The organism is Candidatus Ruthia endofausta, assembly GCF_013342985.1.
GTDB lineage: Bacteria > Pseudomonadota > Gammaproteobacteria > PS1 > Pseudothioglobaceae > Ruthia > Ruthia endofausta.
Genome location: NZ_CP054490.1, coordinates 300,127 through 314,040 on the forward strand (window position 1 = coordinate 300,127; position 13,914 = coordinate 314,040).

The following is a 13,914-nucleotide window of genomic DNA, read 5'->3' on the forward strand; positions in this document are numbered from 1 at the left end:
TATAATACAGTCCATTGTATTTTAGCGGTTTTGAAGTCCTTTATGAAATTTGTTGATTCTGCCAGTATTCGTATTGAGGCTGGCAAAGGTGGGGCGGGGTGTTTGGGCTTTCGTAGAGAGAAATATATTCCTGATGGTGGTCCTGACGGCGGTGACGGCGGTGACGGTGGCCATGTGTATTTTCAAGGAGAAGAAGGGTTAAACACGCTTAGTGAATTTCGTTTTAAGCGTTTATTTAGGGCGAAAAATGGACAATCTGGGTCGGGTCAAAACAAGCGTGGAAAGTCAGCACAACATCTAACAGTTGAAATTCCATTGGGCACTAAAGTTTATGACCTTGAAACCGATGAGTTAATTGGTGAGATGGTTGAACATGAGCAAATCATGCTAGTTGCTAAAGGCGGCTTTCATGGTTTGGGCAATGCACGGTTTAAATCTAGCATTAATCGTGCACCACGTAAAACCACATCAGGTTCGCCAGGTGAAGTGCGTGAGATTGGCTTAGAATTAAGCATCATGGCTGATATTGGTCTTTTGGGTATGCCTAATGCGGGTAAATCAAGTCTAATTAGGCAAATTTCAAGTGCAAGGCCTAAGGTGGCTGATTATCCATTTACCACGTTACATCCTTCGCTAGGTGTGGTGTCTTATTGTAATGAGCATATTGTCATGGCAGACATTCCAGGGCTGATTGAAAATGCCAGCGAGGGTCTGGGTTTGGGGTTTAAATTTTTAAAGCACTTATCGCGTGCAAAAGTATTGTTGCATGTTGTGGATATCTTGCCAGCTGATGGGTCTGATCCAGTTGAGAATTTTTTAACCATTGAAAAAGAGTTAAAAAAATATGATCAAGGACTGTCCAGCAAGCCAAGATTATTAGCGATTAACAAAATGGATTTGTTGCCAGAGGGGGATAGAGATACTATGGTTCAAAGTTTATTAAAGAGCACTCGTCACAAGGGAAAGGTTTATGGCATCTCAGCTTTAAACGGCTTGGGTTGTAAAGATTTAGTAGTTGGATTGTTTAAATTGGTGAAAGAAAAATGAGTAAGCAGAGGTGGATAATTAAAATTGGGTCTGCGCTTTTAACCAATAATGGTACAGGTTTAGATAAAGTTTTTATTGCTTCCTGGGTAAAGCAAATCAAAGAATTAGCCCAACAAAAAATTGATATTATTTTGGTTTCAAGTGGTGCAATTGCTGAGGGTATGAAGCGTTTAGGTTGGAATAAACGTCCTGAAAATATACACAAATTACAAGCAGCGGCGGCGGTAGGTCAGATGGGCTTAGTACAAACTTATGAAACTTTATTTGCCCAGTATAATATTCATACCGCACAAGTGCTGTTAACACATGACAATTTAGCTAATACTGATCAAAGAGATAATATTTCTGCCACTTTAAACACATTACTAAGTCTTGGCACAGTACCAATTGTAAATGAGAATGACACGGTTGCTACAGATGAAATTAAATTCGGTGATAATGACACTTTAGCGGCATTGATAGCAAACTTGGTAGGTGCAACCCAATTGGTTATTTTGACAGACCAAGGTGGTGTTTATGATGCTGATCCACGCCAAAATACTAATGCCAAGTTGATTGACAAAATCCATGTGAACGACAAAAGATTAACACAAGTCGCCAGTAGGGCAGGTGGCTCGCTGGGTTCTGGTGGTATGTATACCAAAGTATTAGCCTCTAAAACAGCCGCTAAATCAAATGTGACTACTATTATTGCCTCAGGCAGACAAGCCAATGTTTTGTCTAAATTGGGTGCGGGTGAACGTATTGGAACATTGATTCATTGTTAGCATATATTGGATTAGGGTCGAATCTTAACCACCCTAAAAAACAAATTAAAAATGCGCTGATTGCGCTCAATTCTACTAAAGATGTTAAGGTGGTGAGTTTATCAAGTTTATATCAATCCAAGCCGATTGACAATTCAAAGCAACCTGATTATATTAATGCCATGTGTCAAGTTGATACGTATTTAACTGCATTAGAATTGTTGTATATTTGTCAAGATATTGAGATTAAACAGCATCGCGTACGCGAGAAAAAATGGAGCGCAAGAACGATTGACTTGGATATTATTATTTATGGTGTGCAAGTGATTGCTTCTAAACAATTGATTGTTCCACATCCGCAAATGATGAATAGAGCGTTTGTATTAGTGCCACTAGCAGAATTAGAGCCTCATTTGAAGGTGCCAGTTTTAGGAGCTATTCAGGATTTGATTGCTAAACTAGACATCAGTAAATTGGTTAAATTATGAACATTAAAGCGCTAAAGACTTTTAAACAATCTGGCGAGAAAATTGCTTGTTTAACTGCTTATGACGCTTCATTTGCATCAGTTTTTGATATGTGTGGTATTGATATTGTTTTAATAGGAGACTCGCTCGGTAATGTTATCCAAGGTGGTGAAAATACATTAGGTGTAAGTATGGATGACATGATTTACCATACGCAAGCGGTTGCCAAGGGTGCAAAAAATACATTAAGAATTGTAGACATGCCTTATCAAAGCTATACCAATACTAAACAAACCTTAACAAACGCCAAGCGTTTAATAATGGCAGGTGCACAAATGGTAAAACTTGAAGGCGGATGTGAACATGAAGCGTCTTTTAAAATTTTGCAAGATAACGACATTTCTGTTTGTGGGCACTTAGGTTTGCAACCACAATCGGTAATAGAAATGGGTGGCTATAAAGTGCAAGGTAGAGAGAAGCAAAGCGCTGATAAAATTACTAAAGATGCTTTGGCTTTGGCATCTTGGGATGTTAAAGCAATCGTACTAGAATGCATCCCTGCTGAACTGGCTAAACAAGTGTCACAATCTTTAAGTATTCCTACTATTGGTATTGGTGCTGGTGTAAATTGTGATGGGCAAGTATTGGTGAGCCATGATATGTTGGGTATTCATGTAGGACACGTGCCAAAATTTGTTAAAAATTTCTTGACTAATAATGATGATGTAAAGTCTGCTGTGAGTGCTTTTATCAAGGCGGTAAAAGACAAGTCCTTTCCAAGTAGACAACACAGTTATTAATGCAACTGTGTCATCAAAATACTCAAATAACTGAACTAGTTAACGACTGGCACGCGCAAGGGAGAGTTGTTGCATTTGTTCCTACGATGGGCGGTTTGCACCAAGGGCATTTATCATTAATTGATATTGCTAAACAAAAAGCAGATAAAGTTATTGTTAGTATTTTTGTTAATCCAGCCCAATTTGGTAAGAATGAAGATTTAGATAGTTATCCACGCACGCTTAATACTGATTTAGTAGTATTAGAGACAAATGTTGATGGTATTTTTATTCCAGATGTTAAACAAATTTATCCCAATGGCATCGGTAAACATATTGATGTTGGTAAGATTGGAAAAATTTTATGTGGTAAAACACGCCCGCATTTTTTTAATGGGGTGGCGCAGGTTGTGGAAATATTATTTGGGATTGTACGCCCTGATGTTGCAGTCTTTGGTCAAAAAGATTATCAGCAGTTATTGGTCATTAAACAAATGGTCAAGAGTTTGTCATTGGATATATGTATAAAATCTGGTGAAATTATTAGAGAAAAAAGCGGCTTGGCAATGAGTACTCGAAATCAATATTTATCTGAAAATGAGGCTAAGATTGCCACTAATTTGTACAAAATTTTATTTTATCTTAAGTGTGAAATTTTACAAAATAAAAAAATTGATGCGTTAAAGCAATTGGCAGAATTTGACTTAAAGAAACACTTTAAATTGGACTATCTTGAGGTGTTAGATGCAAATACCCTTAGGCAAATTACTGATAATACACATCAAATTATTATATTATCTGCAGTGTTGTTAGGTTCTGTGCGACTCATTGACAATATAATTTTTAAAAAAGGATAACCATGTTTAGTATTACCGACGAAGCAAAAGTTTATGTGGCTGATTTATTTGCCCAACAAGATGAAAAAGACCTTGGCTTAAAGGTGGATGTTGAAAAAGCTGGCACATCTACCGCCGCCGTCACTTTTAATTTTTGCTTTCCTAAAGAGTTAAGTAAAACGTATCAAAAATTTGAATATGAAGGATTTTATGCTTATATTGATGAGCTAAATTTTGAATATTTGAAAGACTCAGAAGTGGCATTAAAAGATGCAGGCACTGGCAAGAAATTAACAATCACTGCGCCTAATGCTAAAGGTGAAGAGCCAAAAGAAGACGCGCCTCTTGAAGAGAAAATCAAATACGTTATTGCTGCTAATATCAGCCCCGGACTTGCCTCTCATGGTGGTTTTGTTGAACTGGTTGAGATTACTAAGCAGATGGATGTTATTCTTAATTTTGGTGGCGGTTGTCGGGGCTGTTCATCGGTTAAATCTACTTTAGAACAAGGTGTTGGAACACAGCTTAAAGCGCGCTTTCCAGAGATTAAATCAGTGCGTGATGTAACAGACCACTCTAATACTGATAACGCTTATATGTAAGTAACACTCTGCTGGGTTTTAGATAATATGGTGTAAACTTAGCGGTTATGATTATTACTATTGATGCTAGCGCTAAAGAGCGTAGAGACGCTAAAGTAGCGCACGAATTGTTCACCATTAATACAGTTATTGTCCATTTGTTTCTTACCTTAGGTTTGATTAAATTGCTAAATACTGATATGAATAGTGCAATTAGTTTGTCTATTTTAATTTCCTTCATAATCATCATCTATACTTATTTTCGGACTAAAAAAGCCAAAAGCAACGACCCGTATCTAGTTTATTTACACTGGCAGCTTTCACTTAATCGTTACAAATTACTGATTGGTGCTTATATTTTTTATTTTTTAGTTACTTCGCTAACGTTGATTATTTTAAACGATGCACCTGCAAGCATGGATGGTACAAGAATTATTGATTCAATTTTGAGTTTGTTAGGTGTGGTGCCATTATTTTTTTGTATTTTAGTATCTGTTGTGTTGGGCTCTGGCTCAATGTTTAATGCGGGTCGTGGTGAAGTTGATCAAAAACTGGCGCAAAAATATCCACAAAGTTAGTGAATGAGTTTTCTTTAATTGAAGCCTATTTTAATTGGGGTGGTTCAAATTTAGCTAATTTGGGTATCGGTGATGATTGTGCCGTTATTAACATAGATGCTAATTACCAATTAGTAACCAGTGTTGATACTTTGATTGAAGGTGTGCATTTTCCTTTAAATACCAGTGCTAGTGATATTGCTTACAAATCCCTAGCAGTTAATTTAAGTGATTTAGCAGCAATGGGTGCACGTGCAAAATACTTCACACTTGCGTTAACATTACCAAATATCAACAAAAAATGGCTTAGTCAGTTCTCTATCTCGCTTAAATCTTTAGCAGATGAATTTGACATTGCACTGATTGGCGGTGATACCACAAAAGGTGCACTTAGCATCACCATCAATGTTACTGGTGTGGTTGAAAAGAACAAAGCTTTATTGCGCTCATCTGCCCAAATGAGGGATTTGATTTTTGTGTCTAATACGATTGGTAACGCAGCTTACGCTTGGAAACAATTAAAAAACAACCAAATACCTTCTGAGTACGTTATTAACCAATTTAATCGACCAAAACCACAACTATTTTTAGGGCAGCAACTATCAGACATTGCCAATGCCTGTATTGATATTTCTGATGGTTTGGAACAAGATTTAACACATATTTTGACTCGTTCTAACGTAGGCGCAAGTATCAATCTTGATGATATTCCATTGATTAATGAAGTTAAAATTTATATTAAAAAGACTAATGATTGGTGTTTGGTACTTGCAGGTGGTGATGATTATGAATTGTGTTTTACCGTGCCAGCTAAAAATATGGATTTATTAAAAGCATTACAAAGTAAAAACGATATTAAAGTTACCCAAATTGGTATTATTAACGACTCTATGGTGTTAACTAAGATTGGATCTTTTGATAAGCAGTGTTGTTCTTATCAACATTTCTAATTGGCAAACAGATATTTTCTGCTCGTGTAATATAGTTTAAACTTCTTTTTTCTCTGCAATGGTTTTGCAATCAATGCATTCGTCAGCAGTAGGGCGCGCCTCTAGTCGTACTAAGGAAATTTCAGCACCACAGGTTTTACAAAAACCATAATCACCCAGTTCAATAATGTGCAAAGTTTTGTCAATCTTGCCAATTAGTTTTCTTTCACGATCGCGTGTTCTTAGCTCTAAAGCAAATTCCTCTTCAAGGGTGGCTCTGTCGTTAATATCAGCAACTTGGTTTGAATCTTCTTGGATATGATTGATGGTTGATTCAGCATCATCAACCAATTGATTTCTCAATGAATTTAATTTTTTTTTAAAATGTTCAAGTTGAGTATCATTCATAAATTCTTCATTTTTTTAAGTTGATAATCAGGAATTTCTTGGTAGGTTGGTTGTGACATAATAACTAGATTAATTTTAAAAAGTATGTTTATACCTAAATTGCCTTAAAATAGCAATTTATTTTTTACATTTTTCAATTATAAATTTTTTATGGCATTAGAAGCATTAATTTTTGACGTTGACGGAACTTTGGCAAATACTGAGCGTGATGGGCATTTAAAGGCCTTTAATTTGGCATTTAAAGAATTGGGTTTAGATTGGCATTGGTCAAACGAGGTTTATCACGAACTACTCAATGTGACAGGAGGACAACTGCGAATTAAATATTATTTTAAAAAACACAACCTAATGTTTGAACATCAATATTTGGATGATTTTGTTGCCTCTATCCATCAGTTAAAAACTAAAATTTATGTGCGTTTGATGGAGGAAGGTGCAGTGCCTTTGCGAATAGGTGTTAAGCGTTTTTTAAATGAGGTAAGACAAGCTAATCTTAGATTGGCAATTGCCACAACAACAACCTCTGCTAATGTTGATGCCTTGATTGCAAATACATTAGGAGCTGAAGCGCTAGACTGGTTTGAAGTAATTGGTGCTGGTAATATTGTGCCAAAGTTAAAGCCAGCTGGTGATATTTATACCTATGTATTAAAGAAAATGAACTTAGATCCCATTAAATGCTTAGCTTTTGAAGATTCACATAATGGTATTATTTCAGCAACACAAGCTGGACTTAAAACTATTATTACGGTTAACGAATATACAGACAAGCATGAATTTGATGGTGCGCTGGTCGTGCTTGACCATTTGGGTGATAAAGACAAGCCTTTTAGTTTAATCAAAGGCAATACAACTAATGCAACTTGTGTTGATGTGGCATATTTACGAGAATTGTATGCAACGTATTGTTGATTTGGCAAACGATACATGTGTTTATGAGGTGGCAAGTATTACGCCATTGTTTTTTGCGCCTCCATTCTCTAAGCGCACTTGTAACAGAATTCATCTTAAAAGAGAAGATAAACTAGCCATTCACATCTTTTAACTTCGAGGCGCGTATCAGAAAATTTCAAACCTGTCGTCTGCCAAGCAAGTCTCTAAAGGAGGTGTTGTAGCGTCGAGTGCAGGTAATCATGCATAAGGTATTGCCCTATCTGCTAAAAAATTAGGCATTAGTGCAATTATTGTTATGCCACTTTCAACGCCTAGGATTGAAGTTAATGCTGTTGAGCCAGAAGATTCACCCACAACTTTGCCAAGCATTAAAAAATAACAAGCGTGTGGTATTAAAAGATGTAGGACGTTTTGCTGATGGTGTAACAGTTGAACAAATCGGTAAGCAAACTTACCCTATTGCCAAGCAAGTGGTTGATGAGGTAATTTTGATTAGTAACGATGAGATTTGCGCTGCCATTAAAGATATTTATGAAGATGTGCGTTTAATTGCTAACCTGCAGGCGCGTTGACAACTACCGGGATGAAAAAAAAATATTGAAAATAACAATATAAAAAATGAGAACATTGTCTCAATCGTATCAGGTGTAAATGTCAATTTTGACCGTTTACGTTATATTTTAGAACGTGCTGATTTGAGTGAGCATAATGAAACCATTATTGCCGTTACTATTGATGAAAAATCAGGGAGTTTTTTAACATTCTGTCAGATGCTAGACAATCACCTAATCACTGAGTTTAATTATTGTTTTGGATCTGATACTCAAGCACGTATTTTTGTTGGCGTGACTTTGAATAAAGGATTAAGCGAAAAGAAAGCCTTATTGACAAGCTATCAAAATCATTTGATGTGTTAGAGATGAGTGATAGTTCAATTGCAAAAAATACACATTCGTTATATGGTAGGAGTCGTGGCACAGAGTCTGCTGTACATTTGGCAATTAATACCACTCAACAACTTAATAGTTTGGTTTTAACCTCAAGCATGTTAGAGCCGAATGATAAAGAAGTACCCGTTCCAGAAATGAAACTTGGAAAAATTACGATATCTACTTTGATTGTGGCTCATAGAAACGATGGTTGTTACGTCACCTTTTCCTAAAAGCGCCAAGGAAATTGTTAAATTATTAACTCATGTAAAAAAGGTTGAAGTGAAAATGTTTAGTGGCAGTGCAGAGAAATCATTTAACCCTTGTCGAGTAAAAATCCATCATGGGTTTTTAGGGATAGAAAGTAAAGTTATTAATTATATTGCTCAATTTATTAAAGCAAATTAGAAGGGGGTGGGAAAATTATCATTGGAAGTTATCTTTTTTAATTGTCGAGATTTAGTAGAATTGCAATAATTGCCAATTAAGTTGTTGGCTTTGTGGTGTATCAAACGACTAATATAGTTGAAATCTTTCGCATTACAACACGCCATGATTTTAAAAACCAAGATGTGGCAACTGCGTTAATTGAAGCTCTAAAACAATTAAATAAATCAATTATTTTAGAGCTTCGAGAGGATAATTTTAAAGCTTTTCAGTTGTATCAAAAAATTTGATTTAAACAAATTTCCAAGCAAGAAAAATACTATTCAAATGGGGAAGATGCTAAAATAATGTAGTTTGTAACTGCAAACTATAAAGTATGAGTTATCAACACATTCAAGTGCCCAAAAATGGTGAAAAAATTAGCTTTGAAAAGGGTGTTATCAAAGTGCCAAATTATCCAATTATTACTTATATTGAAGGGGATGGTATCGGTGTAGATGTGTCGCCAGTGATGAAAAAAGTGATTAATGCTATTGTTGCTAAAGCCTACAATGGTTCAAGAGCAATTCAATGGATGGATGTTTATGCGGGTGAGAGGGCAAATAATATTTATGGCGAATATTTACCACAAGAAACCTTGGATGCCATAGAAGAGTTCTCAGTGTCTATTAAAGGCCCATTAACTACGCCAGTAGGCGGTGGTATGCGTTCTTTGAATGTGGCTATTCGCCAAACGTTGGATTTGTTTATTTGCCAGCGTCCAGTTAAGTATTTTGAAGGCACGCCTTCGCCAGTCAAAGTGCCTGAAAAGATTGATATGGTTATTTTTAGAGAAAATTCTGAAGATATTTATGCAGGCATTGAATATCAGGAAGGCACTGCTGAGGTAAGAAAAATCATTGATTTTTTACGAAATGAAATGGGCACGACAAAAATTCGTTTTCCCGACACTTCAGGAATTGGTATTAAACCAGTATCAAAAGAAGGTACAAATCGTTTGGTACGCGCAGCCATTCAATACGCTATTGATAACGATAAAGATTCAGTAACCTTAGTACATAAAGGTAATATTATGAAATTCACTGAAGGTGGGTTTAGAGATTGGGGCTATCAGTTGGTAAGTGATGAATTTGGCGCAACTATCGTTGATGATGGACCGTGGAAATCATTTAAAAATCCAAATACAGGGAGAATAATTACGATCAAAGATGTCATTGCAGATGCTTTTTTGCAACAAATTCTTTTGCGTCCCGAAGAGTATTCAGTCATTGCTACGCTTAACTTAAATGGTGATTATATTTCGGACGCATTGGCTGCTCAAGTGGGCGGTATTGGTATTGCGCCAGGTGCGAACCTTTCAGATACAACAGCCGTATTTGAAGCAACACATGGTACAGCACCAAAGTATGCAGGACTTAATAAAGTTAATCCAGGTTCAATTATCCTTTCAGCAGAAATGATGCTTAGACACATGGGTTGGCTTGAGGCGGCTGATATGATTCTAGAGGCGATGTCTAATGTTATTCAAAATAAAACTGTCACCTATGATTTAGAAAGACTAATGGATAATGCGACATTACTGTCATGTTCTGAGTTTGGCGATGCAATTATTGATTCTATATTATAAAATTATTGTCTACTAATAGTGTTGCACTCTATCCTCTAGTTGTGTACTATTCATCTGGGTAGATATTAATTTTCTTACTTATACTATATAATTTTAATTAGGAGATAAAATGAAAAACGCAATAAAATTAGTGGCAATTGCTACAGTCGTAGCCACATCATCTGTATCAGCATTTTGGAACAACAACGGCTATGGTAATAATAATAATGGCTGGGGTACTGGTAATGGTGGTTCCAACTGGGGTCCTTTTGACGGTGGTTCTAACTTTGGTCCAATGAATGGCGGTTCTAACTGGGGTCCAATGAATAGCGGTTCTAACTGGGGTCCATTTAACGGTGGTTCAAACATGGGTCCATTTAACGGCGCTAACAACTGGGGTCCTTTTTCAAATAACAACGACATGAACAACGATTCTGACTGGGGTTTCCATTACAACAACAAAAATAAAACTAAGAACGTTTCTAACGCAACTGCTGATGGTAAATATGTAGGCACTGCCGATGCTAATGCTAAAGGCGTTGCTAACGCTTATGCCAAAGGTCAAGCCGATGCATTCGCTAAAGCACAAGCTAACGCTTATGCTAAAGGTTATGCAGATGCTAAAGCTAATGCAATAGTTGACAGTCGTGATCAAGTGATTGCTAAGTAAAGCTTCTCAATTGACTGCTGGGTTAATCTAGCAGTTTAAGGTTAAATAAAAACCACCCCAAAGGGTGGTTTTTATTTATGTTTGAATAAATTTTCGGTAATGCTAATTAAAATATTACTGTATTTTTTTACGAGACTTTTACATAATTATGAAAATATTAGTACAAGCATTAATAATTGTAACAGTAGTTGTAGCAACTTCAGTATCAGCTAACTAGGGTTCTTTTTTCAGATGGTAACAATTAATGGCATGTTCTAATATGGACTCATTTTTAAATAACAACGATATGAATAATGATTCTGATTGGGATCTTTATTACAACAATAAAAATTCTACTAAAAATATTTCTAATACTTCAGGAGGGCTAATGCTTATGCCAAAGGTTATGAGGATGAAAAATCTAATGCTATGCTAGGTTTTAGAGAGTAACATTATGCTTCTCCAGTTTCAACATCTGCGATAAAATAATTATTCATCATGATTAATTAAGAACGCAATTGTGCCTTTTTTTGTTTAATGCAAATTAGCGTATAATGCGTATTAGTGTAGTTTCTGGCATATCTAAAGATATGAGTTTAAAAAAAACAATGATAAGAATATTTTTGAGTTTAATTTTATTGATTTCAACTCTTGTAAATGCCACTTCTTGGACACTTTGGAATGCTGGTAGTAACAGTTCAGCCAACTCTTGGACGCCCTTTAGTTCTGGTTATAATAATAAGAGCTTAAGTGATAATAAGGGCTACGCTAGAGCAAATGGACAATATGCAGGCGAGTTAAGAAAACGCATTATGGGGCGTATGAATGGCTACACTGAGAGCAATGCAAACACTTATTACAAAGGTCAATTTGAGAATTATGGCAAGGCCAGAGGTAAGGGGTATTATGAAAATTATGGCAAAAAGGGCCACTTAGGTTATACCCCTAGCAATAACTTTTTTACTAATTTAAAAAAACTATAAAAATAACTAATTTTTAGATTGCTTTAACATACGTATATCATTATAATTTCACTTTCATTCCTCGATAGCTCAGTTGGTAGAGCAATGGACTGTTAATCCATTTGTCGCTGGTTCGAGCCCAGCTCGAGGAGCCAAGTTTCTAAAACATTAATCTGATCGTCTTTTTGATGAATTCTTAAAAATGTTTTTAGCGATGTTACTACTCATCACCCACTCATCAAATTTATCAGCTGGAATTCTATCAAAATGCTTACCCTTTTTCCCAGATTTTTAAGAACTAAAAATATAATACTTGTAGCATTTTTTCCTCTACCAATTGCGGTTTCAGTTATAATTACCGCGCCACACACTCACTTTAACAATCCGGTAAATAGACATTCGCTTTTTCTTGACAACTGATTGTCATTCGTTTTGGTCTTTTCTCATTTTAATCACTTTGTTAAACTGCTCTTGGGTCACAATAGATTTGTGACTTCTTGTCCTAACCCAATCAGATTCAGGGTTGTGGACCCCCCATTCTATTTTTTCGATTAAATACTGTTACACCAATATAGCTTTCATTTGCAAACAGATATAGTATCGTGCTTTTAGCCTATTTTTTACCTCTATTGGTTAGGCTGATTTCATTAATCAACAACACTCGTCACTCTCAGGGTCGATATCAACTATTACGTAACCATCCTAGTGCCGCATCTTAAGCCTTGCTTTGTACAGTGTTACATCAAGTTTATTGCGTGCAAACCTTGAAGTGGAGCATGTGATAAAAAATCAACATCACTTGCTTCGCACATTGCAGTAGCACGCTGAAAAGTAGGACGTTTATCGCTCTTTTAGGATACACTCCATCTAAAAACTCATCAAGCACTGCAATACCTAGTTTGTCCGCCTTTGCGCGACAAACATCTAACTGGCTTTGAATAGGTAGTTCATCTTCAGCTCGTTAAGCTGAAGAAACTCTACAATAAATTACCGCTAACGATTTTATCGAATTTAAATTACTTAGTTGAAGTGTATCAATAATGTTATACTTTATATATTGCTACACTTAAATATGGTTACGACGCAACAATGGAGCCATTAAAAACTTGTATCTTTCACCTGTCTAAACAAGCACTACTTTGAGTCCATTGTTGAACGCATTAAGGATGACGAAATCAAGTCTCTCCATCCGTATGATTGACTTTATACAACGAAACTTACTCACGCTTGACGAGAGAGACGTATGGGCATGACCTAAAAAGCGCAAGAAAAGATAAGGCTAAGCGGACAGTTAATAGAACAACAACAATTAGGATCGCAGTCTGTTGTCGAATTTCAACAAAAACAACAACCTCAAAACCAACAATTAATCAATCTTATTAACAACGGCAGAGTTAAAAGTCCAGTAATTACTATTGAGGCAGAATAATGACACTTAAACAATGGGTAAAAATCCTTCTAGAAAAAGAAAAACCCACCAGCATTTTAGTTTTTAAAGACGATTTAATGTGCGAATTGCTCATGCCTGGTAGGCGCTTAATGTTGATTTTTGTGAAAAAGCCAAATGTAAAAACCCAGAAATTGAATCATGGCAACATAGTGTTTTTGATTACAACAAGCTTGCTTTATTGTCTGGATTTCCAGTTGGTGAGTGTCGAGCTGGTTTAAAAAGACTATGGGGGTTGCGATTACTTTACCCTGATGGCACAATTAATAAATTCGCAAGCTAATACCTTAATGCCAAGACTAAAAAACTACTAAAGGAGATGAATAAATGATTGAGCAGGTAGCTATATCACAACTCAATGCAGCTAAATATAATTCTCGTAGTATCTTAAACGAGGAATTGGATAAACTAGTCGCAGGGATTAAAGAATTTGGTTTTGTGCAAAATGTTGTTGCTAATCGTCAAGGAAATATTGTTAAACGGTGAACGTGCTGACATGTGTGTTTCACTGACCCGCCTTATCTAATGAGTTTCATAAGTGCTTAAGATGCATGAGATGGATGAGCATACTAACACCATTGATTTTGCCTCCAGGAGAACAGGTAAAATATTTAATAAAAAGATGTGGCTTATGGAGTTTCTTGCGACCAATTTAGATTAGGAGCTAGACAGCGTTGCGCTTAAAGAAGG

Annotated in this window: 19 protein-coding genes, 1 tRNA gene and 1 pseudogene; 19 read left to right on the top strand and 2 right to left on the bottom strand. The window is 36.0% G+C overall.

The window, feature by feature from the left end:
* Positions 1–42 precede the first annotated feature (42 nt).
* From cgtA to thiL, 8 genes are read left to right on the top strand one after another with little or no spacing between them, the layout of a single operon-like run.
* A complete protein-coding gene (gene cgtA / locus HUE58_RS01585) occupies positions 43–1,047 on the top strand; it encodes an Obg family GTPase CgtA (RefSeq protein WP_174605335.1) in 1,005 nt (334 codons plus the stop codon).
* Entirely contained in the window at positions 1,044–1,814 is a 771-nt protein-coding gene (gene proB / locus HUE58_RS01590; protein WP_174605336.1) for a glutamate 5-kinase, read from the top strand. The genes cgtA and proB overlap by 4 nt, the downstream gene beginning before the upstream one ends.
* The gene (gene folK, locus HUE58_RS01595) at positions 1,808–2,281 is read left to right on the top strand and encodes a 2-amino-4-hydroxy-6-hydroxymethyldihydropteridine diphosphokinase (RefSeq protein WP_174605337.1); all 474 of its coding nucleotides are present in this window, start codon (positions 1,808–1,810) and stop codon (positions 2,279–2,281) included. The genes proB and folK overlap by 7 nt, the downstream gene beginning before the upstream one ends.
* Positions 2,278–3,060, top strand: a complete 783-nt coding sequence (gene panB, locus HUE58_RS01600) for a 3-methyl-2-oxobutanoate hydroxymethyltransferase (RefSeq protein ID WP_174605338.1) — start codon at positions 2,278–2,280, stop codon at positions 3,058–3,060. Before folK ends, panB begins: the two co-directional genes overlap by 4 nt.
* The gene (gene panC / locus HUE58_RS01605) at positions 3,060–3,896 is read left to right on the top strand and encodes a pantoate--beta-alanine ligase (protein ID WP_174605339.1); all 837 of its coding nucleotides are present in this window, start codon (positions 3,060–3,062) and stop codon (positions 3,894–3,896) included. Before panB ends, panC begins: the two co-directional genes overlap by 1 nt.
* A 2-nt stretch (positions 3,897–3,898) precedes the next feature.
* Complete coding sequence (locus tag HUE58_RS01610; protein WP_174605340.1) at positions 3,899–4,477, top strand: NfuA family Fe-S biogenesis protein; 579 nt, start codon at positions 3,899–3,901, stop codon at positions 4,475–4,477.
* A 47-nt stretch (positions 4,478–4,524) separates the two neighbouring features.
* Positions 4,525–5,034, top strand: coding sequence for a hypothetical protein (locus HUE58_RS01615; RefSeq protein ID WP_174605341.1), 510 nt, complete (start codon positions 4,525–4,527; stop codon positions 5,032–5,034).
* A complete protein-coding gene (gene thiL, locus HUE58_RS01620) occupies positions 5,034–5,963 on the top strand; it encodes a thiamine-phosphate kinase (protein ID WP_174605342.1) in 930 nt (309 codons plus the stop codon). The genes HUE58_RS01615 and thiL overlap by 1 nt, the downstream gene beginning before the upstream one ends.
* Before the next feature lie 36 nt (positions 5,964–5,999).
* Here thiL and dksA read toward each other — a convergent pair.
* Positions 6,000–6,359 (bottom strand): annotated as a pseudogene (gene dksA / locus HUE58_RS01625) (RNA polymerase-binding protein DksA); the annotation flags it as partial.
* 141 nt (positions 6,360–6,500) lie between these two features.
* Between dksA and HUE58_RS01630 the strand changes: the two are divergent.
* Positions 6,501–7,262 carry an HAD-IA family hydrolase gene (locus HUE58_RS01630; RefSeq protein WP_174605343.1) on the top strand — a complete coding sequence of 254 codons (762 nt, stop codon included), beginning with the start codon at positions 6,501–6,503 and terminating at the stop codon, positions 7,260–7,262.
* 219 nt (positions 7,263–7,481) lie between these two features.
* Here the strand turns inward: HUE58_RS01630 and HUE58_RS07080 are convergent, their stop codons facing one another.
* Positions 7,482–7,613, bottom strand: coding sequence for a hypothetical protein (locus tag HUE58_RS07080; RefSeq protein ID WP_277998013.1), 132 nt, complete (start codon positions 7,611–7,613; stop codon positions 7,482–7,484).
* A gap of 17 nt (positions 7,614–7,630) precedes the next feature.
* Between HUE58_RS07080 and HUE58_RS06760 the strand changes: the two genes are divergently transcribed.
* The 10 genes from HUE58_RS06760 to HUE58_RS01670 all read left to right on the top strand — a co-directional run bounded on the left by HUE58_RS06760 (position 7,631) and on the right by HUE58_RS01670 (position 13,710).
* Positions 7,631–7,816 (top strand): hypothetical protein, encoded by a 186-nt coding sequence (locus HUE58_RS06760; RefSeq protein ID WP_246260829.1) that lies wholly within the window; start codon positions 7,631–7,633, stop codon positions 7,814–7,816.
* A gap of 123 nt (positions 7,817–7,939) precedes the next feature.
* Positions 7,940–8,161 carry a hypothetical protein gene (locus tag HUE58_RS06765; protein WP_246260830.1) on the top strand — a complete coding sequence of 74 codons (222 nt, stop codon included), beginning with the start codon at positions 7,940–7,942 and terminating at the stop codon, positions 8,159–8,161.
* A gap of 2 nt (positions 8,162–8,163) precedes the next feature.
* Positions 8,164–8,406, top strand: a complete 243-nt coding sequence (locus HUE58_RS06770; RefSeq protein WP_246260831.1) for a hypothetical protein — start codon at positions 8,164–8,166, stop codon at positions 8,404–8,406.
* Between the two features lie 267 nt (positions 8,407–8,673).
* Positions 8,674–8,850 carry an N-acetyltransferase gene (locus tag HUE58_RS01640; RefSeq protein WP_174605344.1) on the top strand — a complete coding sequence of 59 codons (177 nt, stop codon included), beginning with the start codon at positions 8,674–8,676 and terminating at the stop codon, positions 8,848–8,850.
* Between the two features lie 86 nt (positions 8,851–8,936).
* Positions 8,937–10,187, top strand: a complete 1,251-nt coding sequence (icd, locus tag HUE58_RS01645; protein WP_174605345.1) for an NADP-dependent isocitrate dehydrogenase — start codon at positions 8,937–8,939, stop codon at positions 10,185–10,187.
* Between the two features lie 109 nt (positions 10,188–10,296).
* On the top strand, positions 10,297–10,836 hold the full coding sequence (locus HUE58_RS01650; protein ID WP_174605346.1) for a hypothetical protein: 540 nt from the start codon (positions 10,297–10,299) through the stop codon (positions 10,834–10,836).
* A gap of 533 nt (positions 10,837–11,369) precedes the next feature.
* Positions 11,370–11,798, top strand: coding sequence for a hypothetical protein (locus HUE58_RS01655; protein WP_174605347.1), 429 nt, complete (start codon positions 11,370–11,372; stop codon positions 11,796–11,798).
* 58 nt (positions 11,799–11,856) lie between these two features.
* Positions 11,857–11,932 (top strand) — tRNA-Asn (locus HUE58_RS01660).
* A 1,273-nt stretch (positions 11,933–13,205) separates the two neighbouring features.
* A complete protein-coding gene (locus HUE58_RS01665; RefSeq protein ID WP_174605348.1) occupies positions 13,206–13,445 on the top strand; it encodes a hypothetical protein in 240 nt (79 codons plus the stop codon).
* A gap of 106 nt (positions 13,446–13,551) precedes the next feature.
* Positions 13,552–13,710 carry a ParB N-terminal domain-containing protein gene (locus tag HUE58_RS01670; RefSeq protein ID WP_174605349.1) on the top strand — a complete coding sequence of 53 codons (159 nt, stop codon included), beginning with the start codon at positions 13,552–13,554 and terminating at the stop codon, positions 13,708–13,710.
* Positions 13,711–13,914: the final 204 nt, after the last annotated feature.